The sequence below is a fragment of the Streptomyces sp. NPDC002676 genome (assembly GCF_053592455.1).
Window position 1 is genome coordinate 955,506 of record NZ_JBSFVT010000001.1, and the last position, 26,339, is coordinate 981,844.

Below are 26,339 nucleotides of genomic sequence, written 5' to 3' on the forward strand. Positions count from 1 at the left end.
GGTCAGGACACCGCCCCCGTGTCCCCGAGGAAGGCCGGGGACACGGCCGAGCGGGTGATCCGCCGCGGCTGCCCCGACCCGTCCGCCGGAACCTGGTACAGATCGGCGCCGAAGTCCCCGGGCAGGGCGTAGACGATCGTCCGGTCGTCCTCCCACACGGCCTGGTCGTCCACGCTGCGGGACACCGCGAGCGGGGTCTGCCTCATCGTCCGCAGATCGAGCACGTAAAGACGCCAGGGAGCATCCTTGGACAGGCCCTTGACGCGCTTCTTGAACGCGATGCGGGTGCCGTCGGGCGACAGCGAAGGACACTCGACGTTGGTGTGCACGGTGGTGACCGTACGGGCGCGCAGATCCCCGCGGATCAGGTACGTCTTCCCCTTGGTCGCCATCGTGGCGTAGAAGGTGCGGTCGTCCGGCGCGAACGTCACCCCCCAGAAGTTCGCGTCCGCAGACCGGTACGAGTGCCCGTCCTTGATGATCCGGAAGGCCTCCAGGGACGAGATCAGCTCGCCTGTGCGGGTGTCCACGATCGCGGCGCGCGTGGAGAAGTTCGTACCGGCGTAGGAGTCACCGCCCACGAACGCCGTCCACGCGGCGTAGTGCCCGGTGGGGGAGACCCGGGCGCGGGAGGGGATGCCGGGCACGTCGTAGCGGTCGCGCTCCTTCAGGTGGGCGTCCAGGATCAGTGCACGGTAGGTGTCGGAGACCGGCCCGTGCACCGCCTGAAGGCAGACTCCGGTGCCCGAAGCGGCGTAGAACCGCAGGCACTTGACCCCGGAGGCGGTGCGCGGACCGGCCGGGTCGTTCGCCGGGACCGACACCAGTTCGTCGCGATGGGGCCCCCACGCCATGTTCCGGAAGACCATCCGCCCGTGCTCTGTCAGGGTCACCGTGCCGGGGGTGATCTGCGGGCCGCCCGCCTGGGTGTGGTTGCGGCGGTCCGCCCGCGCCGAGGCGTGCAGCACGGACGCCACCCCGACCGCCGCCAGGGCGACGACGGCCGAGAGCAGGACGAGGATGCGGGTGCGTACGGTCATGCGGTCGAGGTGCCTTCCCGTTCGTTTCGCGGTCGCAGGGTGAGGGAGTACGCGGCACACGCCGCCAGCGCCACCGCTGCCCCGGCCAGCGCCGTACGGTCGCCCCACGCCGTCCAGGCCGCGCCGAACAGCAGCGAGCAGGCGAACCGGGTCATCGCCTGCCCGGTCTGTACGAGCGCCAGCCCGGAGGAGCGCAGTGCCTGCGGCACGCTCGCCGAGGCCGCCGCCATCAGCACGCCGTCGGTGGCCGCGTAGAAGCCGCCGTGCAGGGCGAGCACGACGTAGGGCAGACCGCTCCCGTGCCAGGAGGTGAGCAGCAGCGCGTACGCCAGCAGCAGCGCGCCATGACCGGCCAGGAACACCGTCCACCGGCCCACCCGGTCCGCGAGCCGCCCGAGCGGCACCGCGAGCAGCAGGAACGCGGCGGCCGTGCCGAGCGGCAGCAGAGCGAACCAGCGGTCCGGGACCCCGAGCCGGCGCTGCAGCAGCAGGTACACGAACGAGTCGCTGACCGTGGCGAGGCCCAGCAGCAACGCGCACACGGTGATCCGCCGCAGATCGCGCTGCCGGAGCAGCCCCACGGCGGCCCGCAGGGTGGGACGCTCGGCCGGTGTCTCCTGCTTCCCCCTGGCCCCACCCGGCACGAAGAGCACCAGGACCAGCACTCCCAGCACCGCGACGCAGAAGCTGACCGTGAAGACGGCGTCGTAGCCGTCCACGGTGGCCCGCAGGATCAGGAAGGCCACCAACGGCCCGAGCAGCGCCCCGGCCGTGTCCATGGCCCGGTGCACCCCGAATGCGCGCCCGCGCTCCTCCGGCGCACTGGACAGCGAGATGAGGGCATCTCGCGGGGCGGTACGCAGCCCCTTCCCGGTGCGGTCTGCGGCCAGAATGAGGCCGATGGGCGTGAGCGAGTGCGCGACGAGCAGCAACGGCTTGCACACGGCCGAGATCCCGTAACCGAACCCGGCCACCCACTTGTGCCGCCCGCCGCCCCGGTCCGCCAGATGTCCGCCCACCAGCCGGACCAGCGCCGAGAACCCGTTGTAGACACCGTCAAGGAGACCGAAGCCCAGCGGGGACAATCCGAGGCTGGTCACCAGGTACAGCGGCAGCACCGCGGTGACCATCTCGGACGAGACGTCGGTGACCAGGCTGACCGTTCCGAGGGCGAGCACCGTCGGGGCGAGCGCGGCACGGCGCCGCCCGGCGAGGGGCCGGGCGGCGCCGTCCGCGGACGCCGGCGTGCTCGCGCGACTGTCCGCTACGTACACGTCACGGCGCCCAGATGCCGGTGATGTCCTTGGCGGTGGCCGCGTTGCCCGCGTGCGTGGTCAGACCCTGGGTGTCCTCCAGGGTGCGCAGCACGTCGTAGTGGTTGTAGGTGGTCGCGGTGCTGGACCCGGCGGTCACCGGCTGGCCGTAGAACACGGTCGCGATCCGGTTGCCGCTGAGCCGGTTGTCCTCGTCGAAGGTGACGACCAGGAGGCTGTTGTGGGTCTTGGCCCATGTGGCGTAGGCGCCGAGGTTGTTCTTCAGCCAGGTGTCACCGGTGGACACCGAGCAGTCGTGCATGTCGCTGCACAGGTTGGGGACCACGAACGACATCTGGGGCAGCGTCGTGTAGTCGGTCGGGAACTGGGTGAACGTCTTGGCGCTCGACGTCGGCACGTTGCTGAAGGCGAACCAGGGGTTGTGCTTGCGGGCGTAGTTGCCGCTGCTGCACACGGTCGAGCCCTGGCTGGGCAGGGTCTCGTTGTAGCTGGCCCAGGTCCGGCCCCCGGCGAGCTGCTCGGAGGCCAGGTTCGCGGCGGAGGAGAAGCCGGGGGTGTAGCAGCTGTCGTCCGTGACGCCCTGGTTGGAGCCGGAGAACAGCTGGAGGTAGTTGGGCTGGCTGGGGTGGGTGATGCCGTAGGACTGCGTGAGGAGACCGCCGCCGGACTTGAGCGAGTTGATGTACGGGGCGCTGGAAGAGCCGATGATCTGGCTGTAGGCGTGGTTCTCGAGGACCACGACGACGACGTGGTCCGGGCTGGGCACGGCGCCCGCGGCGTGCGCGGACTCGCTGCCGATGCCGGTCCACAGACCGACCGCGGCGGCGGCGAAGGCCGCTGCGGAGGCCACGACCGTACGGGCGCGGCGGTACACGGAACTGCCGGACACATCAACCTCCGGGTGAGGGGAGAGGGGGCTGGTGGTGCGGACTGAGCATGCACACGCCAACATGCCCGGGGGTCAAGCGGCTCAACCGGACGGATGAAGAGCAGATGAACTACCGGCTGGTCGGATTCCGGTCGCGTACGGCGAGCAGGGGACGACTCACCCGCAGGCAACGAGCCACGTGAACCCCCTCTCACCCCAGCGCCACCCCCGCCCATTCCGGTTAGGCTCGGCCCAGGACGACCTTGATCCGAGGGGAGGCCGCGGATGACGCCGGGGCGCAGGAGCAGTACCTTCACGCGTCTGCTGCGGCACGGCTTCACCGACCCGTCCGCCGCCGAACGCCTCCTCGACGGCCCCGAGCTGACCCCCGTCCGCAACGACCCGGTCCTCCTGGAAGCCCTGGGCGCCACCCCCGACCCCGACCTGGCCCTGCACGGACTGGTCCGCCTCCTGGAGGCCCAGCCCACCCCCACGGCCCACCGCGAACTGCTGGACACCCTCATCGCGGCCAAGCCGCTGCGCGACCGCCTCCTCGGCGTCCTCGGCGCCTCCGCCGCCCTGGCCGACCACCTCGCCCGCCACCCACGCGACTGGGAGGCCCTGGTCACGTACGAGCCCCGCGACCTCCACCCCGGCGTGGAGGAGTTCGAGCGCGGCCTGGCCGAGGCCACCGACCCCGTCTCCCTGCGCGTGGCCTACCGCCGCTGCCTGCTCTCCATAGCCGCCCGGGACGTCTGCGGCACCACGGACGTGGCCGAGACGGCCGCGGAACTCGCCGACCTCGCCACGGCCACCCTCCGCGCGGCCCTGACACTCGCCGAGGCCGACGCCCCCGAGGACGCCGCCGTCTGCCGCCTCGCGGTGATCGCGATGGGCAAGTGCGGCGGACACGAGCTGAACTACGTCTCCGACGTCGACGTGATCTTCGTAGGAGAGGCGGCCGAGGGCTGCGACGAGGCCAAGGCCCTGCGCTCCGCGACCAGACTGGCCTCGCACATGATGCGGATCTGCTCCGAGACGACGGTCGAGGGCTCGATCTGGCCGGTCGACGCCAACCTCCGCCCCGAGGGCCGCAACGGCCCCCTCGTCCGCACCCTCAGCAGCCACCTCGCCTACTACCAACGCTGGGCCAAGACCTGGGAGTTCCAGGCCCTGCTCAAGGCCCGCCCGGTGGCCGGCGACGCGGACCTCGGCCGGGCCTACATCGACGCGCTCGAACCCCTCGTCTGGAAGGCGGCGGAGCGCGAGAACTTCGTCGCCGACGTCCAGAAGATGCGCCGCAGGGTCGTGGAGAACATCCCCGCCGCGGAGATCGAGCGCGAGCTCAAGCTCGGCCCCGGCGGCCTCAGGGACGTCGAGTTCGCCGTGCAGCTCCTCCAGCTGGTGCACGGCCGCGCCGACCAGTCCCTGCGCAGCGGCACCACCCTCGACGCCCTCCAGGCCCTCGCCGCCGGCGGCTACGTGGGCCGCGCCGACGCCCTCCAGCTGGACGACGCCTACCGCTTCCTGCGCTCCATGGAGCACCACATCCAGCTCTACCGGCTGCGCCGCACCCACCTCGTCCCGGTGGCCGAGCCGGACCTGCGCCGCCTCGGCCGCTCCCTGGGCCTGCGCGCCGACCCGGTGGCCGAGCTGAACCGCGAGTGGCGGCGGCACACGACCGTCGTCCGCCGCCTGCACGAGAAGCTCTTCTACCGCCCGCTGCTCGATGCGGTCGCCCAACTCGCCCCCGGCGAGGCCCGGCTGAGCGCAGAGGCGGCGCGCGAACGCCTCGTCGCCCTCGGGTACCACGACCCCGCCGCAGCGCTGCGCCACCTCGAGGCGCTCGCCTCCGGCGTGACCCGCAAGGCGGCCATCCAGCGCACCCTGCTGCCCGTCCTGCTCGGCTGGTTCGCCGACTCCGCCGACCCCGACGCGGGCCTGCTCAACTTCCGCAAGGTCTCCGACGCCCTCGGCAAGACCCCCTGGTACCTGCGTCTGCTCAGGGACGAGGGCGCGGCGGCGGAGAACCTCGCCCGCGTCCTGTCGGCCGGCCGGCTCGCCCCCGACCTGCTCATGCGCGCCCCCGAGGCGGTGGCGCTGCTCGGCGAGTCCGACGGCGCGGGCCCGGGCGGCGGCGGCCTGGAGCCGCGCGACCGCGCCCAGCTGGAGCAGGAGATCCTCGCCGCGGTGGGCCGCGCCGAGAACGCCGAGCAGGGCGTCACCGCGGCCCGTGGCGTGCGCCGGCGCGAGCTGTTCCGCACCGCCGCCGCCGACATCGTCCGCTCCTACGGCACCGAGGCCAGCGCCGCCGAGGCCGACCAGGGCGCCCTGATGGACCGGGTCGGCGCCGCCGTCTCCGACCTCACCGCCGCCACCCTCGCGGGCACCCTGCGCGCGGTGGTCCGGGACGGCTGGGGCGACACGCTGCCCACCCGTTTCGCGGTCATAGGGATGGGCCGCTTCGGCGGACACGAGCTGGGCTACGGCTCCGACGCCGACGTGCTGTTCGTGCACGAGCCGCGCGAGGGCGTCGACGAGCAGGAGGCCGCCGCCGCGGCCAACAAGGTCGTCGCCGAGATGCGCCGCCTGCTGCAACTGCCCAGCGCCGACCCGCCGCTGCTCATCGACGCCGACCTGCGCCCGGAGGGCAAGTCGGGCCCGCTGGTGCGCACCCTGAAGTCGTACGAGGCGTACTACCGCCGCTGGTCCCTCGTCTGGGAGTCACAGGCGCTGCTGCGCGCCGAGCCGGTCGCCGGGGACGAGGACCTGGGCCGCCGGTTCATCGAGCTGATCGACCCGCTGCGCTACCCGGTCCAGGGGCTCGGCGACGACGCCGCCCGCGAGATCCGCCGGCTGAAGGCCCGCATGGAGTCCGAGCGGCTGCCGCGCGGCACCGACCCCAAGCTGCACACCAAGCTCGGCCCCGGCGGCCTGTCCGACGTCGAGTGGACCGTCCAGCTGCTCCAGCTGCGGCACGGCTGGCACGAGCCGGGCCTGCGCACCACCCGCACCCGCGAGGCCCTGGCCGCCGCCCACGAGGCCGGGCTGATCTCCACGGAGGACGCGGCCGTACTGGACGAGGCCTGGGTGCTGGCCGGCCGGGTGCGCAACGCCGTGATGCTGGTCCGCGGCCGGGCCGGGGACACCTTCCCCACCGCGCCCCGCGAGCTGTCCGCCGTCGGCCGCTACCTGGGCTACGGCGCCGGGCACGCCGGGGACATGCTGGACGCGTACCGCCGTACGACCCGCAGGGCGCGCGCGGTGGTGGCGGAACTGTTCTACGGCGACACGGCCTGAGCAGGCTCGGGCTCGGCTGCGGGCACCGGTACCAGCCGGGGCAGGTTATGAGGCAGCGCGCCGAACCACACCCGCGCCACCGAGAACCCGAAGCCCAGGCACAGCACACCCCCCACCGCGTCCAGCCAGAAGTGGTTGGCCGTGGCAACGATCACCGTCAGGGTGGTCAGCGGATACAGCAGCCCCAGCACCCGCACCCACGGCACCGAGGCCAGCGCGAAGATCGTCAGCCCGCACCACAGCGACCAGCCGATGTGCATCGACGGCATCGCCGCGTACTGGTTCGACATGTCCTTCAGATCGCCGGAGGCCATCGAGCCCCAGGTGTGGTGCGCCATGACCGTGTCCACGAAGTCGCCGCCGTGCATCAACCGAGGGGGAGCGAGTGGGAACAGGTAGTAACCGACCAGGGCCACACCGGTGGTCGCGAACAGCACCAGCCGGGCCGCCGCGTACCGGCCGGGATGCCACCGGTACAGCCACACCAGCACACCCAGCGTGATCACGAAGTGCAGGGTGGCGTAGTAGTAGTTCATGCCGATGATCAGCCAAGTCGCCGAGTTCACGGCGTGATTGACCGACTCCTCGACGGCGATGCCCAGATGGTGCTCCTGGCGCCAGATCCAGTCGGCGTTGCGCAGCGCCTCGCCCCGCTGTTCCGGGACCGCGTTGCGGATCAGTGAGTACGTCCAGTAACTCACCGCGATCAGCAGGATCTCGAACCACAGCCGGGGCCGCCGCGGCGTGCGCAGCCGGCCCCGCAACCTCTGCCCGAGCCCATGCCCGTACTCATCCGTGACGGACCGCGGAGCGGTCACATCCTCGCGACCGTCCGGATCTGTCACCGTCGAGTCACTCATAGGCACAGAGTCTGCCAGAAAAGACTTCTCCGGCCGATCATCCCAAGGTTGGGTACGTGCCGCGACTCCTACGACGTACGGAGGACATTCGGCGCCGAAGCGGTCGAACCACGCACCACCAGCTCCGGCATGAACACGAATTCACTGTGCGGCGCGGGCGTCCCGCCGATCTCCTCCAGCAACGTGCGCACCGCCGCCTGCCCCATCGCCGGGACCGGCTTGCGCACCGTGGTCAGCGGCGGGTCGGTGAAGGCTATGAGCGTGGAGTCGTCGAAGCCCACCACGGACACGTCCCGGGGCACCTCCAGCCCCAGCTGCCGGGCCGCGCGTATCGCGCCGAGCGCCATCATGTCGCTGGCGCACACCACCGCGGTGCAGTCCCGGTCGATCAGCGCGGTCGCCGCCGCCTGACCACCCTCAAGGGTGTACAGCGAGTGCTGCACCAGCTCCGTCTCGACGGTGTGAGCGTCCAGACCCAACTGGTCCTGCATCGCGCGGACGAAGCCCTCTATCTTGCGCTGCACCGGCACGAACCGCTTCGGCCCGAGCGCCAGCCCGATCCGGGTGTGGCCCAGCGACACCAGATGCGTCACCGCCAGCGTCATCGCGGCCCGGTCGTCGGGGGAGATGAACGGCGCCTGCACCTTCGGCGAGAACCCGTCCACCAGCACGAACGGCACACCCTGCGCGCGCAGCCGCTCGTAGCGCTGCATGTCGGCGGTGGTGTCCGCGTGCAGCCCGGAGACGTAGATGATCCCAGCGACCCCGCGGTCCACCAGCATCTCGGTCAGCTCGTCCTCCGTCGACCCGCCGGGGGTCTGCGTGGCGAGCACCGGGGTGTAGCCCTGGCGGGTCAGCGCCTGCCCGATGACCTGGGCCAGCGCCGGGAAGATCGGGTTCTCCAGCTCCGGGGTGATCAGGCCGACCAGGCCCTCGCTGCGCTGCCGCAGCCGGACGGGCCGCTCGTAGCCCAGGACGTCCAGCGCGGCCAGCACGGACTGACGGGTGGTCGCGGCGACGCCCGCCTTGCCGTTCAGGACGCGGCTGACGGTCGCCTCGCTGACCCCCGCCTGAGCAGCGATGTCGGCTAGCCGTGTGGTCACAGGATTGGACTGTACCGGTCGCATCTCAGACTGCCCACCACGTGGTGGAATCAGCGGGCAGCTCGGTGATTTCGGCCCCCGCGGACACGTCGGCGCTCGCCAGCAGCACGGTGCCCGGGGTCGGCACGGAGGCCGGGCCGGCGGTGAGGTTCACGGTGCACACGAAGGAGCCCTCGGCCGTGTCACGGCGGAAGGCCAGCACGCCCTCCGGGCTGTCCAGCCAGGTCACCTGGCGGCCCGCGCCGAGCGCCGGGTGCTCGCGGCGCACCACGAGGGCGCTGCGGTAGAACTCCAGCGTCGAGGTCGGGTCGCCCTCCTGCGCCTCCACCGTCAGGTGCTTCCAGTCCGCCGGCTGCGGCAGCCAGCTCGGGCCGCCCTCGACGGGACCGAAGCCGAACGGCGCCTTCGTGCCCGACCACGGCAGCGGCACCCGGCAGCCGTCCCGGGTGCCGTCCTGGCCGGAGCTGCGGAAGAACGCCGGGTCCTGGCGCACCTCGTCGGGCAGGTCCACGACCTCCGGCAGGCCCAGCTCCTCGCCCTGGTAGAGGTACGCCGAGCCGGGCAGCGCCAGCATCAGCAGGGTCGCCGCCCGGGCCCGGCGCAGGCCGCGCGCCTCGTCCCCTTCCGCGAGGCGCGTGGCGTGCCGGACCACGTCGTGGTTGGACAGCACCCAGGTCGCGGGCGCGTGCACGGCGTTCATCGCGCCGAGCGAACGGTCGATGACGTCACGCAGCTCGGCCGCGTCCCAACCGGTGGTCAGATAGGTGAAGTTGAAGGCCTGGTGCAGCTCGTCCGGGCGGATGTACAGCGCGCTGCGCTCCACGGTCGGCGTCCACGCCTCGGCCACCGCGATCCGCTCACCCTGGTACTCGTCGAGGATCCGCCGCCAGCCGCGGTAGATCTCGTGCACCCCGTCCTGGTCGAAGTACGGCACGGCCTCGGTGCCGAGCAGCTTGACCTGCTCGTCGTGGCCGATGTCCGGCAGCCCGGCGGCCTTGACCAGACCGTGGGCCACGTCGATGCGGAAGCCGTCGATGCCCAGGTCGAGCCAGAACCGCAGGATGGAGCGGAACTCGTCGTGCACCGCCGGGTGTTCCCAGTTGAAGTCGGGCTGCTCCGGCGCGAACAGGTGCAGGTACCACTCGCCGTCCGCGACCCGCGTCCAGGCCGGGCCGCCGAAGATGGACTCCCAGTCGTTGGGCGGCAGTTCACCGTCCGCGCCCTTGCCCGGCCGGAAGTGGAAGCGGTCCCTGAGCGGCGAGCCGGGGCCCTCGCGCAGCGCCTGCTTGAACCACTCGTGCTGGTCGGAGCAGTGGTTGGGGACGACGTCCACGATGACCTTCAGACCCAGCGCGTGCGCGTCGCGCACCAGGTCGTCGGCGTCGGTGAGCGTACCGAACATCGGGTCGACGGCCCGGTAGTCGGCGACGTCGTAGCCCGCGTCCGCCTGCGGGGAGGCGTAGAACGGCGACAGCCACACCGCGTCCACCCCGAGCTTCTTCAGGTACGGCAGCCGGGAGCGGATGCCGGGCAGGTCGCCCATGCCGTCGCCGTCGGCGTCGGCGAAGCTGCGCGGGTAGACCTGGTAGATGACCGCGTCGCGCCACCACTCCCGGCGCCCGGAGGCGGCGGAGGAGGTGTCGGTGGGGACTGTGTCGGTGACGTGCTGGGTCATGGGATTCCCTTAGGGGTGCGAGGGGAACGACAGAGAAGCTTGCGAAGGGGGGCCGGGCCGGGCGGTCAGGACTTCGTGCCGCCGGCGGTCAGACCGGAGACCAGGCTGCGCTGCACCAGCAGGAACACGATGGCGGCCGGAACGGTGATGATGATCGCGGTGGCCGAGGTCCACGCCCAGTCGGGACGCTGGTCCTGGGCGAAGGTGCGGATGCCGACGGCGAGCGTGTAGTGGTCGGACTGCATGAACTGCGTGGCGTACGCGACCTCGCCCCAGGCGGTGAGGAAGCTGTAGAACGCGGTCACCGCGAGACCCGGCCGGGCCAGCGGCACGATCAGCCGCCAGAAGGTGCCGAACGGGGTCAGTCCGTCCACCCGGCCCGCCTCGTCTATCTCCTTCGGGATGGTGTCGAAGTAGCCCTTCATCATCCAGGCGCAGAACGGCACCGCCGTCGTCGCGTACGCCAGGATCAGCCCGAGGTAGTTGTCCAGCAGGTTCAACTCGGACATCAGCAGGTACAGCGGCACGATCAGCACGATACTGGGAAACATCTGGGTGACCAGGAAGGTCCACATCAGCTGTCGGCTGCCCGGGAACTTCATCCGGGACACCGCGTACCCGGCCGTCGCCGCGAGGAACACGCCGAGCAGCGTGGTGCCGCCCGCGACGACGACCGTGTTCAGGAACCACTTCGGCAGGTCCGAATGGGCCAGCACGTCGCTGTAGTTGTGGAAGCTGAGGTCCTTCAGCACCTGGCTCGGCTGCTGCCAGGCGTTCTTCGGGCCGAGCGAGATGAACAGGATCCACACCACGGGGAAGGCCGCGATCACCGTGGCCAGGACCAGCGTGCCGTGCAGGGCGATCGACGCCGCGAGGCCGCGCTCCTCACGGCCGCGCACCTTGCGCGGGCGGGCGGCGGAGGCGGACTGCGTGGCGGAGGGAGCCGGCGCGGCGGACTCGTGCGTTGCTGCGGTCATGACGATGGCTCCTTACGCCTGCTCGGACTTCAGGGTGTTGCGGCGGTAGAAGGTCGAGAAGGCCATCAGCAGCGCGAGGATGATGATCCCGTACGTGGCCGCTCCCGCGTAGTCCGAGATCCCGGTGAAGGCCTTGCGGAAGGCGAAGGTGACGAGGATGTCGGTGTCGCCGGTGGTGTTGTTGCCCAGCAGCAGATAGATGACGTTGAACATGTTGAACGTCCAGATGCAGCCCAGCAGGATCACCGTGTTCGTCACGGGACGCAGTCCGGGCAGCGTGACGTTGACGAACCGCTGCCAGGGCGAGGCGCCGTCCATCTCGGCGGCCTCGTACAGCTCCTTGGGGATCGACTGCAGGCCGCCGAGCACGGCGACCATGTTGAACGGGATGCCGATCCAGACGTTCACCATGATGACGGCGACCTTCTGGGCGAGCGAGGTACCCAGCCAGTCCTGGGCCGGCAGGCCGACGGAGGTGAGGATGTCGTTGAAGACGCCGTACTGGGAGTTGAGCATGAGCCGCCAGGCGAAGACGCCGATGAACGACGGCACCGCCCAGGGCAGGATCAGCATCGCGCGGTAGAAGCCGCGCAGCCGCATCTTGCGGTTGAGGAGCACCGCGAGCCCCATGCCGAGGCCGACCTGGAGGGCGACGCAGGACACCGTCCACACGATCGTCCACACCAGCCGCGGATAGAAGTCGCCGTCCGCGCCCGACAGGATGTGCCAGTAGTTGTCGAAGCCGACGAACTTGTACGTCGCCGGGCGGTGGAAGGCGCCGATCGTGGTGGCGACGTTCGCCTCGTTCGCGTCGGTCAGCGACTGGTAGAAGCCGTACCCGAGGGGATACAGCACCAGCACGCCGATCACGATGGCGACCGGAGTCACCATCGCCCAGGCGTACCAGTACTTGTCCCAGGACCGCCTGAGCGCCGAAACGCGCGCGGGGCGCGAGGACGTATCGTCTCGCGCTGTCTTCTCGGTCTGTCCGGTGCTCGCTGCGGTCGTCATCCTCATCGGCTCTTTCGCGGCGGAAGTCTGGGGATACCCGCAGCCCCGGGGAGCCCCGTTCGGGGCGGCAGCGGGGAAAGTTGTCCCCGGGGCTGCGTGGTCTTCGGTTGCCGTTCGGCTACGGCCTACCGTCTACGGCCGGTGTGGTCAGCCGATCGAGTAGCCGGGCAGGAGCGCCTTGAACTCCTTGGCCGTGGCGTCCAGGCCGGACTTCACCGACGCGTCGCCCTGCAGGATCTTCGCGTAGTTCTGCTGGAGCGGCGTGAAGAGCGAACCGACCTGCGCCAGCGCGACCCGCGGGCGGGCGGTCTGCTCAAGGATCGGCTTGAAGCCGGCGATCTTGCCGTTGGCGGTGACCTCGGAGGTGTAGGCCGACTTGCGCGTGGGCAGCGTGCCGGTCTTCTCCGCGATCGTGACCTGGCTCTGCGTCGAGGTCATGAACTCGGTGAACAGGTAGCTCGCCGCCAGGTTCTTCGAACCCTGGTAGACCGCGAGGTTGTGGCCGCCGGTCGGGGCCTGCGCCTTGCCGCCGGCACCGGCCGGGACGGGCGCGTAGCCGAGGTCCGACTCCTTGCCCTTGAACGCCGAGCCGCTCAGGTCGTCGCTGACGGACCACGGGCCCTGGACCAGCATGGCGATCTTGCCGGTCTTGAACGCCGTCTGCATGTTCTGGTAGGCGTTCGCGAAGTCGACCTTCATCGAGGCCTCGTCGTAGATCTTCTTCGCGGTGGTCAGCGCGGTGACGGCGTTGGCGTCACTGATCGTGATCTTCTTCGCGGCCGGGTCGGCCATGTCCGCGCCGTTGCTGTAGAGCAGCGGGAGCAGGAAGTACGAGTCCGGGTTGACGTAGGTGCCGTAGGCCCCGGTCTTCTTCTTGATGGTCTTCGAGTCGGCGATGAACTCGTCCCAGGTGGTCGGCGCCTTCGCGATGCCGGCCTTCTTGAACAGGGCCTTGTTGTACAGCAGGCCCAGGGTGTCGGTGACCGACGGGACGCCGTAGGTCTTGCCGTTGTACTTGGCGGTGTTCATCGGACCGTCGTTGAAGTCCGAGGTGTTCTTCAGCGCGGGCGTGCCGTCCAGCGGGGCGATGTAGCCGAGCGAGGCGTACTCCGCCATGAGGCCGACGTCGGTGCGGACGACGTCCGGGGCACCCTTCCCGCTCTTCGCGGCCGACTTGAACTTCTGCTCCACGTCCGTGAACGGGACGCTCTGGTAGTTCACGTGGATCTTCGGGTACTTGGCCTCGAACTGCTTGATCAGGGCCTTGTACGCCGGGGCCTCGGTCGCCGCGTCCGAAGTGTCCCAGTACGTGATCGTGCCGGAGACGGCCTTGGGGTCCTTCGGGGTGCTGGACGAGTTGTCGTCCGAGCTGCCGCAGGCGGTGGCGGCGAGGGCGATCACACTGACCGCGGCGGCGATCGATATGCCACGTCGCATATGAGCTCCTAGAAGAGAGGTGCCCGGATCATCCCTTGGGAAGACCGCGGGTGCCGTCTGTCCCATCGACGGCCGCCGGGCGCGGATGGAAATTAACAGGCCTGCAAGTCCTTGCGAAAGACGTTGCAAGAAACTTTCTGGCAGATCCCGCAAGCGTGACGCTTCCGTTACCGGCATGTGTCGTCTGGGCTGGGGCGACGGGTACGCGGGCCGCCACCGGCCGCTCGTTTCCACGGGTATGCAACCGGTCACCCAGGGGCACCGCAGAGGGATATCCCGTTGCCGGGCCGCTCGGCGCGCGCCCGGACACTCGCCCCATGCTCGGATTCGCCGGCACCGGCAACGAAGCTCTCGTCTCCTGCCTGGGCGACCCGCAGCGCCACCGTGGCCTAGGCCCTGTCGTCAGATTCCGCCTGCCCCGCGACGCCTGGCACGCCCGCTCGCCGCGTTGCCGGCGCCTTGCGATCGCGCGCTCCCCCACGCTCGAACACGCTCGCGCGGGGGCACCCCCATCGCCGCCGCGGGGCCCGCCCTTCCGGCGGGCGACGGGAATACAGGACCTAGAGCGCACTGCTGCGGCGCGGCGCCGAAGCCCTGCCCGCCATCCGTGCCGGCCTGCGCTACGCGGACCCCGCCGTCCGCGAGGGCTGCTGCCGCCTCCTCGACCACCTGGTCGACACCGAGTCCATGAGCCTGCTCATCGTCATGGCCGACGACCCCGACGCCCGCGTCAGGACCGCCGCCTTCCACACCCTCGCCTGCGACCGCTGCAAGGGCGACACCTGCGCACCCGGCGCGGGCCAGGCCCTCGAACCCGCGCCACGGCACCTGGCCGGCGACCATGACGATCCGTAAGAGGCGGGCTGGTATACACCGCAGGTGAGTTGGCCGGCTGCCCGCAACCCTTTCCACATCTTGCTGAAACCTGACGGCAAGGGATACGGTCCGCCCCACCCCACCCCACACCTCACCCCCACACCCCACATCCCCATGCGCACGAAGACGTGCAGGAGCGCACATGGCCAGGAGAACTCTGGCCGCCACGACCGCACTCGCGGCCGTCATGGCGGTCTCACTGACCCTCCCCGCGGGCATCGCCGAGGCGGCCCCGCCCGGCACCAAGGACGTCACCGCCGTCCTCTTCGAGTGGAAATACGACTCGGTCGCCAAGGAATGCACCAACACTCTCGGCCCCGCCGGCTACGGCTACGTCCAAGTCTCCCCACCCGCTGAGCACATACAGGGCTCGCAGTGGTGGACCTCGTACCAGCCGGTGTCGTACAAGATCGCGGGCCGCCTCGGCGACCGCACCTCATTCCAGAACATGGTGAACACCTGCCACGCGGCGGGCCTGAAGGTCGTCGTCGACACGGTGGTCAACCACATGTCGGCAGGCTCGGGCACCGGCACGGGAGGCTCGTCGTACACGAAGTACGACTACCCCGGCCTGTACTCGGTCTACGACTTCGACGACTGCATGTCCCAGGTCACCAACTACGCCGACCGCTGGAACGTCCAGCACTGCGAACTGGTGGGCCTCGCCGACCTGGACACCGGCGAGGAGTACGTCCGCAAGACGATCGCGGGCTACATGAACGACCTGTTGACCCTGGGCGTCGACGGCTTCCGCATCGACGCGGCCAAGCACATCCCGGCAGCCGACCTCGCCAACATCAAGAGCCGCCTGACGAATCCTTCCGTCTACTGGAAGCAGGAGGTCATCTACGGTGCCAACGAGGCCGTCCAGCCGTCGGAGTACACCGGCAACGGCGACGTCCAGGAGTTCCGCTACGCCTACGACCTCAAGCGGGTCTTCAACAACGAGAAGCTCGCCTACCTGACGAACTTCGGCGAGGGCTGGGGCTACCTGAGCAGCTCGGTGGCGGGCGTCTTCGTCGACAACCACGACACGGAACGCAACGGCAGCACCCTGAACTACAAGGACGGCGCCAACTACACCCTGGCCAACGTCTTCATGCTCGCCTACCCCTACGGCGCCCCCGACATCAACTCCGGCTACGAATGGACGGACGTGGACGCGGGCCCGCCGAGCGGCGGTACGGTCAACGCCTGCTGGCAGGACGGCTGGAAGTGCCAGCACGCCTGGCCGGAGATCATCCGCATGGTCGCCTTCCGCAACGCCACCCACGGCGAGTCGGTGACCAACTGGTGGGACAACGGCAACAACGCCATCGCCTTCGGGCGAGGGAGCAAGGGGTACGTGGCGATCAACCACGAGTCGTCGTCCCTGACCCGCACCTACCAGACGTCACTGCCCGCGGGCACTTACTGCAATGTCCAGAACAACACGACGGTGACGGTGAACTCCACTGGGCAGTTCACCGCCACCTTGGGCAGCAACACGGCGCTGGCGATCTACGCCGGCAAGTCGAGCTGCTGAGCCCGGTCGGGACGAACTGCCCGTCGTGCACGAGCGGTTCGTCCCGGCGTCGCTTGAAAGATATTGCGATGGGTTTCAAGCCTCTTGCTGTAAACCTTTCGTTGGCGATACGGTCGCGCCGGCGTCCGGCATCGAAGCCGTGCCGCGGCCTTGGGTCGGACCCAACAGAGCCGTAATCGCTAGGAGTTCTCGCCTGTGATACCGAGATGGCCGGCGCCCCGCACGCGCCGAACCCCACACGTCAGACGGGCAGCGGCAGCCACCGCGGTCGCCCTCGCCGCAGCGCTCGTCCCCCCGCTCGCCGCGCACGCGGCCACCCCGCCCGCGCCCCCCTCGGACGCCACGCTCGCCGCCCAGCCCGCCCGGCACGACGACACGCGCGAGCAGTTCTACTTCGTCATGCCGGACCGTTTCGCCAACGGGGACACCGCCAACGACAAGGGCGGCCTGACCGGTTCGCGGACGAGCACCGGGTACGACCCCACCGACAAGGGCTTCTACCAGGGCGGCGACCTCAAGGGCCTGACCAAGCGGCTCGACTACATCAAGGGCCTCGGCACCACCGCCATCTGGATGGCCCCGATCTTCAAGAACCGCCCGGTACAGGGCACGGGCAGCAACGCCTCAGCCGGCTACCACGGCTACTGGATCACCGACTTCACCCAGGTCGACCCGCACTTCGGGACGAACAAGGACCTCCAGACCCTCATCTCCAAGGCCCACGCCAAGGGCATGAAGGTCTTCTTCGACGTCATCACCAACCACACCGCCGACGTCGTCGACTACGAGGAGAAGTCCTACGACTACCTGTCCAAGGGCGCTTTCCCCTACCTGACCAAGGACGGGCGGCCCTTCGACGACTCCGACTACGCCGACGGCACGCGCAGGTTCCCCGCCGTCGACGCCGACTCCTTCCCGCGCACGCCGAAGGTCACCAGCGAGAGCAAGGTCCCGGCCTGGCTCAACGACCCGACGATGTACCACAACCGGGGCGACTCGACCTACGCCGGAGAGTCCGCCACCTACGGCGACTTCGCCGGCCTGGACGACCTGTGGACCGAGCGTCCCGAGGTCGTCCAGGGCATGGAGAAGATCTACGAGCGGTGGGTCCGCGACTTCGGCGTCGACGGGTTCCGGATCGACACCGTCAAGCACGTGAACACGGACTTCTGGACCCAGTGGGCCACGGCGCTGGACAAGTACGCCGCCGCGCACGGACGGAAGAACTTCTTCATGTTCGGCGAGGTGTACTCGGCAGACGCGTCCATCACCTCCCCGTACGTCACCCAGGGCCGCCTCGACGCCACCCTCGACTTCCCCTTCCAGGACGCGGCCCGCGGCTACGCCTCCCAGGGCGGCAGCGCGCGCAGGCTCGCCTCCGTCTTCGGTGACGACTACAAGTACACGACCGACAAGGCCAACGCGTACGAGCAGGTCACCTTCCTCGGCAACCACGACATGGGCCGCATCGGGTACTTCCTCAAGCAGGACAACCCGAAGGCCACGGACGCCGAGATCCTGCGCAAGGACAAGCTCGCCAACGAGCTGATGTTCCTCAGCCGCGGCAACCCCGTCGTCTACTACGGCGACGAGCAGGGCTTCACCGGCTCCGGCGGCGACAAGGACGCCCGCCAGACGATGTTCGCCTCCAAGGTCGCCGACTACCTCGACGACGACGAGATCGGCACCGACCGCACCCACGCGAGCGACTCCTACGACACGAGCGCACCGCTGTACAAGGAGATCGCCGACCTCGCCACGCTCCGCAAGGACAACCCGGCCCTGACGGACGGCGTCCAGACCGAGCGGTACGCGGCCGACGGCGCCGGGATCTACGCCTTCACCCGTACGGACGCCACGACCGGCGCCGAGTACGTCGTCGCCCTCAACAATGCCGACGACGAGAGGTCCGCCACCTTCACGACCGGCTCGGCGGGCATGTCGTACCAGGGCATCTACGGGACCTCCGATGCGCTGAAGTCCGACTCCGACCGCAAGGTCACCGTCACCGTCCCGGCCGGTTCCGCCGTCGTCTACAAGGCCACCGGCACCCTCGACCAGCCCGCCGCCAAGCCGACCCTCACCCTGAAGGCCCCGGCCGCCGGAGCCACCGGGACCGTGGACGTCAGCGCCGATGTCGACGGCGGTCAGCTCAACCGGGTCGTCTTCGCCGCCCAGGTCGGAGGCGGCCAGTGGCGGACGCTCGGCTCCGCCGACCACGCCCCCTACAAGGTCACCCAGGTCATCGGCAAGGACGTACCGGCCGGCACCGCCCTGCGCTACAAGGCGGTCGTGATCGACTCCGCCGGGCACACCGCCGGTGCGATGGCGGAGAGCACCACCGGCACCCCGCCCGCGCCCCAGGTCCCCACGGCCTCCTCGCGGGACTACGCGATCGTCCACTACAAGCGCACCGACGGCGACTACGCCGACTGGGGCCTGTACGCCTGGGGCGACATCGCCGACGGCGAGGCCACGAACTGGCCCGCCAGCCACCCCTTCACCGGCCGCGACGCGTACGGCGCCTTCGCCTACGTCAAGCTGAAGCCCGGCGCCTCCAACGTCGGCTTCCTCGTCATCGACAAGAACGGCACCAAGGACGTCTCCGCCGACCGCAGCATCGACGTCACCAAGACCGGTGAAGTGTGGATCGAGCAGGGCAAGGCCGACGTGCTCACCCAGCGGCCGGACCATCCCGCGCAGGACACGTCCAAGGCCGTCCTCCACTACCACCGCGCCGACGGCGACTACGACGGCTGGGGCCTGCACGTCTGGACGGGTGCCGCGCACCCCACCGACTGGTCGAACCCGCTGCAGCCGGTGAAGACTGATGCCTATGGCGCGGTCTTCGAGGTACCGCTCACCGAGGGTGCCACCAGCCTCAGCTACATCATCCACAAGGGCGACGAGAAGGACCTCGCCTCCGACCAGTCGCTCGACCTCAAGAGCAACGGCCACGAGGTGTGGCTCTTGAACGGGCAGGAGAAGTACCTGCTGCCGCAGCCCTCGGGCAGCTCGGCCGCGCTCGACCTGACCACCTCCAAGGCGATCTGGATCGACCGGAACACCCTCGCCTGGAACGGCGTCGACGGCGCCGCCTCCACCCAGCTGCGTTACTCCCACGACGGGTCGATCGCCGTCAAGGACGGGGCGCTGACCAGCGACGACGAGCGCTGGCTGCGGCTGACGAAGACCACGCTCACCGACGCCCAGAAGGCGAAGTTCCCGCACCTGAAGGACTACACCGCCTGGTCGGTGGACCCGCGCGACCGGGACCGGGTGCGCGAGGCGGTCAAGGGCCAGCTCGTGGCCTCCCAGCTGTCCGCCAACGGTGCCGTGCCGGCCGCGACCGGCGTGCAGATCGCCGGGGTGCTGGACGACCTCTACCCGGGCGCGACCAAGGCCCGGCTCGGTCCGGTGTTCCACGACGGGAAGCCGACCCTGTCCGTGTGGGCGCCGACGGCGCAGTCCGTGCAGCTGGAGCTGGACGGCCGTACGGTGCCGATGCACCGGGACGCGGCCACCGGCGTCTGGTCCGTGACCGGTCCGGCGGACTGGAAGGGCAAGCCGTACCGGTACGTCGTGAAGGTCTGGGCGCCCAGCGTCCAAAAGCTCGTCACCAACACGGTCACCGACCCCTACTCGGTCGCGCTGACCGCCGACTCCGAGCGCAGCCTCGTCGTGGACCTGAACGACAAGTCCCTTGCGCCGCACGGCTGGTCGGCCCTGCGCAAGCCCAAGGCCGTACCGCTGAAGGACGCGCAGATCCAGGAGCTGCACATCCGGGACTTCTCGGTCGCGGACAACTCCGTCCCGGCGAAGGACCAGGGCACCTACCTGGCCTTCACGGACAAGGACAGCGACGGCTCCAGACACCTGCGGCAGCTCGCCGAGGCCGGTACGTCGTACGTCCACCTCCTGCCCGCCTTCGACATCGCCACCATCCCGGAGAAGAAGGCCGACCAGGCCACCCCCGACTGCGACCTCGCCTCCTACGCCGCCGACTCCGAGAAGCAGCAGGAGTGCGTGGCGAAGACCGCCGCCAAGGACGCCTACAACTGGGGCTACGACCCGTACCACTACACGGTCCCCGAGGGCTCGTACGCCACCGACCCCGACGGCACTGCCCGTACGGTGCAGTTCCGGCAGATGGTGCAGTCGCTCAACCAGGACGGCCTCAGGGTCGTCATGGACGTCGTCTACAACCACACGGCGGCGGCCGGCCAGGCCGACACCTCCGTCCTCGACAAGATCGTGCCCGGCTACTACCAGCGGCTCCTCGCCGACGGCAGCGTGGCCAACAGCACCTGCTGTGCCAACACCGCGCCCGAGAACGCGATGATGGGCAAGCTGGTCGTGGACTCGATCGTGACCTGGGCCAAGCAGTACAAGGTCGACGGGTTCCGCTTCGACCTCATGGGCCACCACCCGAAGGCCAACATCCTGGCGGTCAGGAAGGCCCTGGACGCGCTGACCCTGGACAAGGACGGCGTCGACGGGAAGAAGATCATCCTGTACGGCGAGGGCTGGAACTTCGGGGAGGTCGCGAACGACGCCCGGTTCGTGCAGGCCACGCAGCAGAACATGGCCGGCACCGGCATCGCCACCTTCTCCGACCGCGCCCGTGACGCGGTGCGCGGCGGCGGCCCCTTCGACTCGGACCCCGGCATCCAGGGCTTCGCGTCCGGGCTGTACACCGACCCCAACTCCTCGACGGCGAACGGCACTCCGGCCGAGCAGAAGGCCCGGCTGCTGCACTACCAGGACCTGATCAAGATCGGGCTCACCGGCAACCTCGCGAAGTACCACTTCACCGACGACGACGGCAAGGAGGTCACCGGCGCCGAGGTCGACTACAACGGCGCTCCCGCCGGTTACGCGGACGCGCCCGGCGACGCCCTCGCCTACGTGGACGCGCACGACAACGAGTCCCTGTTCGACGCGCTGACCTACAAGCTCCCGAAGGACACCTCCGCGTCCGACCGGGCCCGCATGCAGGTCCTGGCGATGGCCACCGCCGCCCTCTCGCAGGGCCCGGCCCTCTCCCAGGCGGGCAGCGACCTGCTGCGCTCGAAGTCCCTGGACCGCAACTCCTTCGACAGCGGGGACTGGTTCAACGCCATCCACTGGAACTGCGCCGACGGCAACGGCTTCGGGCGGGGGCTGCCGATGGCGGCCGGCAACCAGTCCAAGTGGGACTACGCCAGGCCGCTGCTCGGCACGGTCAAGGTGGGCTGCCCGCAGATCGACGGCGCCTCGGCCGCCTACCGGGACCTGCTGAAGATCCGTACCACGGAGCAGGCCTTCTCCCTCGGCACGGCCGGGCAGGTGCAGGACCAGCTGTCCTTCCCGCTGTCGGGCAAGGAGGAGATGCCGGGCGTCATCACCATGCAGCTCGGTGACCTGGTCGTCGTCTTCAACGCCACCCCGCAGGCGCAGGAGCAGCGGATCGGTGCCCTGGCCGGGACGCCGTACAAGCTGCACCCGGTGCAGGCGGACGGTGCGGACGAGGTGGTGAAGACCTCCTCCTACGCGGCCGACTCGGGCACGTTCACCGTCCCGGCGCGGACGGTGGCGGTGTTCACGCGGGCCGGGCAGTAGGGTCGGCTCGTCGCCGTAGAACAGGAGTGCCCATGCCGCAGATCACCGTCGACTACACCGCCGTGCTGGAGGACTCGGACGCCTTCGACATGGACGGCTTCGCACGGGCCCTGCACGAAACGGCCGTCGAGATCGCGGCGGCCAAGCCGGAGTCCTGCAAGACGCTGTTCCGGGACGGGCTCTCCGCCTACGGATACGAACCCATGGACCGGCAGCCCGCCATCGTCCACGTGACCATCGGTCTCCTCGCCGGCCGCAGCGAGGAGACCAAGGCGAGGCTGACGGAGGCCACGCTGGGACTGCTCCGCAAGCACATCACACCGGCGGACGGCGTCACCCTGCACGCCTCCGCCGAGGTCCGCGACCTGGATCCCTCGTACCGGAAGTTCGACCGGTAGCGGGCCCTCAGGGCGCCAGGGACAGCAGCCGGCCGGCGAGCTCCGCGAAGGGGCCGTCGGCCGGCTCGTTCTCCACCATCCGCTTCAGCAGCGTGGCCATGTCCTCGTCGTAGGCCGCGCTCACCGCCGCCAGCGCGGCGAAGTCGTGCACGAGCTGGAGCTCCAGCTCGGCGCGGGGGATGCGCCGGCCGTCCAGCCAGAGCAGCGCCGTCGACTCGGCGAGCGAGATCCACGAGCGGACGACCATTTCGAGGCGCGGGGAGGCGTCCGTCACGTCCAGGTGCGCAAGGATCTGGACGTACGCGGCCTGCCGTACGGAGTCGATGAGCGCGTTGGTCGCCGTCGAGCCGACAGCCGGGCCGCCGCGCATCAGCGCGGAGAAGCCGGGGCCGTGCTCGTCCACGAAGTCGAAGAAGCGGCGCATCACACGCAGCAGCCGGGCCCCGAGCGAGCCCTCGCGCGGCTCCTCGAACCGGGCCGCCAGATCGTCCGCTGCACGCCTCAACGCGGCCTCGTACAGGCTGTGCTTGCCGGGGAAGTAGTGGTACACGAGGGGCCGCGAGATACCCGCCGCGGTCGCGATCTCGTCGATGGAGACCTCGTCGGGCGAGCGTCGGCTGAACAGGTCGAGGGCGACACCGATCAGCTGCTGTCGCCGCTCCTCGACGCCCATCCTGCGGCGAACCCCGGTACTCATGCGAACACCTTACCGATCGGAGCCGGCCCCCCAATGGGCCGGACCGACCTCGGCGTTCACAGAGAAGCGTCACATGTCGAGCACAAGACGTTCACTTCTGGCTCTCGATACACAGATCAGCATCGAGTCGGCACGCTCCGCATCCGTGAGCAGCTCGTCCCGGTGCTCCACCTCGCCCGCCAGGACCCGCTGCCGGCAGGTGCCGCAGAAGCCCTGCCGGCAGGAGTAGGCGGTGTCGGGCAGTTCCCGGCGTACGGCGGCCAGCACGGTGGTGTCGGCCTCGACGGTCAACGTCCGCCCGCTGCGCCGGAGTTCGACCTCGAAGGCCTGGTTGCCCTCGGTGGACAGGCGCGGCACGAACCGCTCCAGGTGCAGCGTGGCGCCCTCGGGCAGCCTGGCCTCGACCGCCTCCATCAGGCCCTCCGGGCCGCAGCAGTACACGGCCGTCCCGGGGGACACCTCCGCGAGCAGCGCGTCCAGGTCGGGCCGCCCGACCTCGTCCTCGGCAGCGACCGTCAGCCGGTCCCCGGCGAGCTTGCCCACCTCTTCCAGGAAGGGCATCGAGGCCCGCGTCCGCCCGCAGTACAGCAGCCGCCAGTCGGTTCCGTCCGGCAGGGAACGCAGCATCGCCAGGATCGGGGTGATGCCGATACCGCCGGCGACGAAGACGTACGACTCCACCTCCACCAGCGGGAAGCGGTTCCGGGGGCCGCGCACCTCAAGCTCCATGCCCTCGGCGAGCTGCTCGTGCACCTCGCGGGAGCCGCCGCGCCCGTCCTCGACGAGCCGGGTGGCGACCGTGTACGACGAGGGGTCCTCCGGGTCGCCGCACAGCGAGTACTGCCGTACCAGCCCCGACGGCAGCACCACGTCGAGGTGCGCGCCGGGCTCCCAGCGCGGCAACTGAGTGCCCTCCAGGCGCAGTTGTACGACCCCGTCGGCGATCGACTCGTGCGCGGTGAGCAGCAGCCGCATGGCGCGCGAGCGCGGCCGGCCGGAGATCGGCGGGTCCAGGGCGGGCAGCGGCCACAGCGGCGAGGCCTGGACGCGGCGGCGCAGGGCCCGCCGGGTCAGTACGGCGGCGCCCGCGACGAGCGCGACGGTACGCAGCTTCGGCATCACGAGACCGCCTTTTCGGCGGCGAGCGCGGCGGGGGAGGAGGCCAGGTAGGCGACGGCCTGTGCGGTGGAGCCCTCCTGGGAGGGGTGGTAGGTCCGGCTCAGGTAGCGCGGGATCGACTTCAGCATGGCGCCGGTGCTGGGCAGGGTCCCGGCCCGGCCGCTCAGGTAGAACTCCTTGAAGCCGGCCTTGCCGTTCACCAGGGTCGGGTCGTTCTCCATGAAGAAACGGGTCCCGCGCTGCCACATGAACACCAGCGCGCTGAACGCCGTCGCCCAGGTGCGCGCCCGGCGCCGGTAGCTGCCGTCGACGTGCATGAACAGGTCGAAGGCGACCGAGCGGTGCTCGACCTCCTCGGCGCCGTGCCAGCGCAGCAGGTCCAGCATGGTCGGGTCGGCGCCGCGCCGGTCCAGCTCGGCCGCGTTGAGCACCCAGTCGCCGAGGAAGGCCGTGTAGTGCTCGATCGCGGCGATCAGCGCGACCCGCTCCAGCAGCCACCAGCGGCGCGCCCGGCCGGGCGGCAGCGTGCGGTCGCCGAGCAGCTTCTCGAAGAACCAGTCGACCTGCGCGGTGTACGGCGTCGGGTCGAGCCCCTGCTCCCGCAGGTGCGGCAGCACCTCGTCATGGGCCTGGGAGTGCATGGCCTCCTGCCCGATGAACCCGACGACGTCCTCGCGGAGCTGCTCGTCCCGGATGAGCGGCAGCACCTGCTTGTACACGTGCACGAACCACCGCTCGCCCGCGGGCAGCAGCAGATGCAGCACGTTGATGGTGTGCGTGGTGATGGGGTCGCCGGGGACCCAGTGCAGCGGCGTGTCCTTCCACGAGAAGGACACGTTGCGGGCCTTGAGTGCGATGTGCTCGGACTCCACCGGCCGGGCCTGCTTGTTAGACATGCCGTCAATGTACTGAGGAGTAAGTCCGAGGGGAACCCTCGTGCGGCGACGTCTTCGTAGACGGATCCGTCGATTCCGTGCAACCAAGCGCCATGTGTGGAAGTCACTTACGCGCCAACCGCATATTGCTCACAGGAGACCCGCAGTGCACCTGCCCCTCAAACGCGTCCTCGCCTGCGCCGCCACGGCCGCGCTGGCCGCCGGTGGCCTCACCCTGGCCTCGGCGCCCGCCGCCACCGCGGCCCCGGCCCCGGCCCCGGCCCCGGCCAAGCAGATCGCGGACGACTTCAACGGCGACGGCTACAGCGACGTCGTCCTCAACCTGCCGTTCCGCTCCACCCCGACGCTCGACAAGAGCGGCGCGGTGATGGTGATGTACGGCTCGGCGAGCGGCCTGAGCAGCAGCCACCGCAAGCTGATCACCGAGGGCACCTACGGCTCGGAGGGCGTCGCCGAGTCCGGCGACTGGTACGGCCATGCCACCACCACCGGCGACTTCGACGGCGACGGCTACGCCGACCTGGCGGTCTCCGGTCCCGGAGAGGACTACACCACCCGCGCCGGGTCCTGGAAGGACGTCGGCCAGGTGAAGATCATCTGGGGTGGCCCGAACGGGCTGACGAACTACGGCAGTATGAACCTCAAGATGGGCACCCCCTCCGGCCAGGGCCTCCTGACCGGCACCGACCTCGCGTCCGGCGACTTCAACGGCGACGGCAAGCGGGACCTGGTGGTCGCCAACGGCCGTGGCGGCGAAGCCGGGACGGTGCTCTTCGGTCCCATCTCCCACACCGGTTGGGCCGCGTCCATGAAGCCGCTCGGCGTCGACACCGGCCACCCCGCCTACGCCGACGTCATGCTCGCCACCGGCGACCTGACCGGCGACGGCAAGACCGACCTGCTGGTGTCCTGGGACACCATGGCCCTGGGCCAGACGGAGAAGATCCACGTCCTGCGCGGGGGCACCGACGGGTTCACGGACGTCGGCTACCTGAAGAACGAGGTCGGCAACAACCTGTACCACCGGGAGGGCGAGCGCCTGGTCACCGGCGACCTCGACCACGACGGGCACGACGACGTGATCGTCCCGCAGCCGTTCGCGCTGAACCACAAGGGCGAGTTCCTTGTCGTCTACGGCGGCGCCAACGGCCAGGACGCCACCCGCAAGCCGGTGCACTTCAACCAGGACACGCCCGGCGTGCCCGACTCGAACTCCGACGCCGGCTCCGACCACTTCGGCAAGCAGGTCGCCGTCGGTGACGTCAACGGCGACGGCTACCTCGACGTGATCGCCACCAGCCCCGACGAGAACCACAGCTCCCTGAACAACCCGGGCAAGGTCACCGTCCTGCCGGGCGGCCCGAATGGGGTGACGGGACAGGGCTCCGTCGCGTTCACCCAGAACACGGCGGGCGTGCCGGGCGCCCCGATCGCCGAGGGCCAGTTCGGCGCGGGCGTCAAGACGACCGACGTCAACGGCGACGGCCGCTCCGACGCGATGATCGGCGTCTTCGCCGTCGATGCGATGGGGGTGGGCCATCACACCGGCGGTCTGTACATGCTCCCGGGCAGCGCCTCGGGCATCACGGCCACCGGCTCCAAGGAGTTCACCCCGACCAGCCTCAATCTCCCGGCTGACGGCTTCCTCAACATAGGCCAGTCCTTCAACCGCTGACCGCGGG

18 protein-coding genes are annotated in these 26,339 nt (G+C 70.1%); 6 read left to right on the forward strand and 12 right to left on the reverse strand.

All coding sequences use genetic code 11. The features are described from left to right. Positions 1–2 precede the first annotated feature (2 nt). From ACWD3E_RS04550 to ACWD3E_RS04560, 3 genes are read right to left on the reverse strand one after another with little or no spacing between them, the layout of a single operon-like run. A complete protein-coding gene (locus ACWD3E_RS04550; RefSeq protein ID WP_451386043.1) occupies positions 3–1,040 on the reverse strand; it encodes a TolB family protein in 1,038 nt (345 codons plus the stop codon). Next, positions 1,037–2,314, reverse strand: a complete 1,278-nt coding sequence (locus ACWD3E_RS04555) for an MFS transporter (RefSeq protein ID WP_451386044.1) — start codon at positions 2,312–2,314, stop codon at positions 1,037–1,039. Before ACWD3E_RS04555 ends, ACWD3E_RS04550 begins: the two co-directional genes overlap by 4 nt. Before the next feature lies 1 nt (position 2,315). Continuing rightward, the gene (locus tag ACWD3E_RS04560; RefSeq protein WP_451386045.1) at positions 2,316–3,203 is read right to left on the reverse strand and encodes an alkaline phosphatase family protein; all 888 of its coding nucleotides are present in this window, start codon (positions 3,201–3,203) and stop codon (positions 2,316–2,318) included. Positions 3,204–3,467: 264 nt separating this feature from the next. On the opposite strand from ACWD3E_RS04560, the gene ACWD3E_RS04565 reads away from it, so the two are divergent. Beyond that, the gene (locus ACWD3E_RS04565) at positions 3,468–6,482 is read left to right on the forward strand and encodes a bifunctional [glutamine synthetase] adenylyltransferase/[glutamine synthetase]-adenylyl-L-tyrosine phosphorylase (RefSeq protein ID WP_451386046.1); all 3,015 of its coding nucleotides are present in this window, start codon (positions 3,468–3,470) and stop codon (positions 6,480–6,482) included. Here the strand turns inward: ACWD3E_RS04565 and ACWD3E_RS04570 are convergent. The 6 genes from ACWD3E_RS04570 to ACWD3E_RS04595 all read right to left on the reverse strand — a co-directional run bounded on the left by ACWD3E_RS04570 (position 6,464) and on the right by ACWD3E_RS04595 (position 13,545). Beyond that, on the reverse strand, positions 6,464–7,342 hold the full coding sequence (locus tag ACWD3E_RS04570; RefSeq protein ID WP_451386047.1) for a phosphatase PAP2 family protein: 879 nt from the start codon (positions 7,340–7,342) through the stop codon (positions 6,464–6,466). The genes ACWD3E_RS04565 and ACWD3E_RS04570 overlap by 19 nt on opposite strands. Before the next feature lie 68 nt (positions 7,343–7,410). Further along, on the reverse strand, positions 7,411–8,445 hold the full coding sequence (locus tag ACWD3E_RS04575; protein WP_451386048.1) for a LacI family DNA-binding transcriptional regulator: 1,035 nt from the start codon (positions 8,443–8,445) through the stop codon (positions 7,411–7,413). Positions 8,446–8,470: 25 nt separating this feature from the next. Continuing rightward, complete coding sequence (locus tag ACWD3E_RS04580) at positions 8,471–10,120, reverse strand: glycoside hydrolase family 13 protein (RefSeq protein WP_451386049.1); 1,650 nt, start codon at positions 10,118–10,120, stop codon at positions 8,471–8,473. A gap of 65 nt (positions 10,121–10,185) precedes the next feature. Continuing rightward, on the reverse strand, positions 10,186–11,097 hold the full coding sequence (locus ACWD3E_RS04585) for a sugar ABC transporter permease (RefSeq protein ID WP_451386050.1): 912 nt from the start codon (positions 11,095–11,097) through the stop codon (positions 10,186–10,188). 12 nt (positions 11,098–11,109) lie between these two features. After that, positions 11,110–12,108: a carbohydrate ABC transporter permease gene (locus tag ACWD3E_RS04590; protein WP_451386051.1), complete on the reverse strand. Its 999-nt coding sequence runs from the start codon at positions 12,106–12,108 to the stop codon at positions 11,110–11,112. Positions 12,109–12,255: 147 nt separating this feature from the next. Further along, positions 12,256–13,545, reverse strand: coding sequence for an extracellular solute-binding protein (locus tag ACWD3E_RS04595; RefSeq protein ID WP_451386052.1), 1,290 nt, complete (start codon positions 13,543–13,545; stop codon positions 12,256–12,258). A 603-nt stretch (positions 13,546–14,148) separates the two neighbouring features. Between ACWD3E_RS04595 and ACWD3E_RS04600 the strand changes: the two genes are divergently transcribed. The 4 genes from ACWD3E_RS04600 (at position 14,149) to ACWD3E_RS04615 (ending at position 21,945) form a co-directional block, all read left to right on the forward strand. Further along, positions 14,149–14,400, forward strand: coding sequence for a HEAT repeat domain-containing protein (locus ACWD3E_RS04600; RefSeq protein ID WP_451386492.1), 252 nt, complete (start codon positions 14,149–14,151; stop codon positions 14,398–14,400). Between the two features lie 163 nt (positions 14,401–14,563). After that, positions 14,564–15,946: an alpha-amylase gene (locus tag ACWD3E_RS04605; protein WP_451386053.1), complete on the forward strand. Its 1,383-nt coding sequence runs from the start codon at positions 14,564–14,566 to the stop codon at positions 15,944–15,946. Between the two features lie 195 nt (positions 15,947–16,141). Beyond that, complete coding sequence (gene pulA, locus ACWD3E_RS04610; RefSeq protein WP_451386054.1) at positions 16,142–21,547, forward strand: pullulanase-type alpha-1,6-glucosidase; 5,406 nt, start codon at positions 16,142–16,144, stop codon at positions 21,545–21,547. 32 nt (positions 21,548–21,579) lie between these two features. Next, entirely contained in the window at positions 21,580–21,945 is a 366-nt protein-coding gene (locus ACWD3E_RS04615; RefSeq protein WP_451386055.1) for a 5-carboxymethyl-2-hydroxymuconate Delta-isomerase, read from the forward strand. Positions 21,946–21,952: 7 nt separating this feature from the next. Here ACWD3E_RS04615 and ACWD3E_RS04620 read toward each other — a convergent pair whose 3' ends face one another. The 3 genes from ACWD3E_RS04620 to ACWD3E_RS04630 all read right to left on the reverse strand — a co-directional run bounded on the left by ACWD3E_RS04620 (position 21,953) and on the right by ACWD3E_RS04630 (position 24,657). Beyond that, the gene (locus tag ACWD3E_RS04620) at positions 21,953–22,642 is read right to left on the reverse strand and encodes a TetR/AcrR family transcriptional regulator (protein ID WP_451386056.1); all 690 of its coding nucleotides are present in this window, start codon (positions 22,640–22,642) and stop codon (positions 21,953–21,955) included. A 69-nt stretch (positions 22,643–22,711) separates the two neighbouring features. Further along, on the reverse strand, positions 22,712–23,761 hold the full coding sequence (locus tag ACWD3E_RS04625) for a PDR/VanB family oxidoreductase (protein ID WP_451386057.1): 1,050 nt from the start codon (positions 23,759–23,761) through the stop codon (positions 22,712–22,714). Beyond that, positions 23,761–24,657, reverse strand: a complete 897-nt coding sequence (locus tag ACWD3E_RS04630; RefSeq protein ID WP_451386058.1) for a metal-dependent hydrolase — start codon at positions 24,655–24,657, stop codon at positions 23,761–23,763. Before ACWD3E_RS04630 ends, ACWD3E_RS04625 begins: the two co-directional genes overlap by 1 nt. A gap of 145 nt (positions 24,658–24,802) precedes the next feature. On the opposite strand from ACWD3E_RS04630, the gene ACWD3E_RS04635 reads away from it, so the two are divergent. After that, entirely contained in the window at positions 24,803–26,332 is a 1,530-nt protein-coding gene (locus ACWD3E_RS04635) for an FG-GAP and VCBS repeat-containing protein (protein ID WP_451386059.1), read from the forward strand. The last annotated feature ends 7 nt before the right edge of the window (positions 26,333–26,339 follow it).

What these genes read in the sequence shown, in the direction of transcription:
- ACWD3E_RS04550 (WP_451386043.1), bottom strand. Translation starts at nt 1,040, where the DNA reads ATGACCGTACGCACCCGCATCCTCGTCCTGCTCTCGGCCGTCGTCGCC.
- ACWD3E_RS04565 (WP_451386046.1), top strand. Translation starts at nt 3,468, where the DNA reads ATGACGCCGGGGCGCAGGAGCAGTACCTTCACGCGTCTGCTGCGGCAC.
- ACWD3E_RS04570 (WP_451386047.1), bottom strand. Translation starts at nt 7,342, where the DNA reads ATGAGTGACTCGACGGTGACAGATCCGGACGGTCGCGAGGATGTGACC.
- ACWD3E_RS04580 (WP_451386049.1), bottom strand. Translation starts at nt 10,120, where the DNA reads ATGACCCAGCACGTCACCGACACAGTCCCCACCGACACCTCCTCCGCC.
- ACWD3E_RS04585 (WP_451386050.1), bottom strand. Translation starts at nt 11,097, where the DNA reads ATGACCGCAGCAACGCACGAGTCCGCCGCGCCGGCTCCCTCCGCCACG.
- ACWD3E_RS04590 (WP_451386051.1), bottom strand. Translation starts at nt 12,108, where the DNA reads ATGACGACCGCAGCGAGCACCGGACAGACCGAGAAGACAGCGCGAGAC.
- ACWD3E_RS04595 (WP_451386052.1), bottom strand. Translation starts at nt 13,545, where the DNA reads ATGCGACGTGGCATATCGATCGCCGCCGCGGTCAGTGTGATCGCCCTC.
- ACWD3E_RS04605 (WP_451386053.1), top strand. Translation starts at nt 14,564, where the DNA reads ATGGCCAGGAGAACTCTGGCCGCCACGACCGCACTCGCGGCCGTCATG.
- ACWD3E_RS04615 (WP_451386055.1), top strand. Translation starts at nt 21,580, where the DNA reads ATGCCGCAGATCACCGTCGACTACACCGCCGTGCTGGAGGACTCGGAC.
- ACWD3E_RS04620 (WP_451386056.1), bottom strand. Translation starts at nt 22,642, where the DNA reads ATGAGTACCGGGGTTCGCCGCAGGATGGGCGTCGAGGAGCGGCGACAG.
- ACWD3E_RS04625 (WP_451386057.1), bottom strand. Translation starts at nt 23,761, where the DNA reads ATGCCGAAGCTGCGTACCGTCGCGCTCGTCGCGGGCGCCGCCGTACTG.
- ACWD3E_RS04630 (WP_451386058.1), bottom strand. Translation starts at nt 24,657, where the DNA reads ATGTCTAACAAGCAGGCCCGGCCGGTGGAGTCCGAGCACATCGCACTC.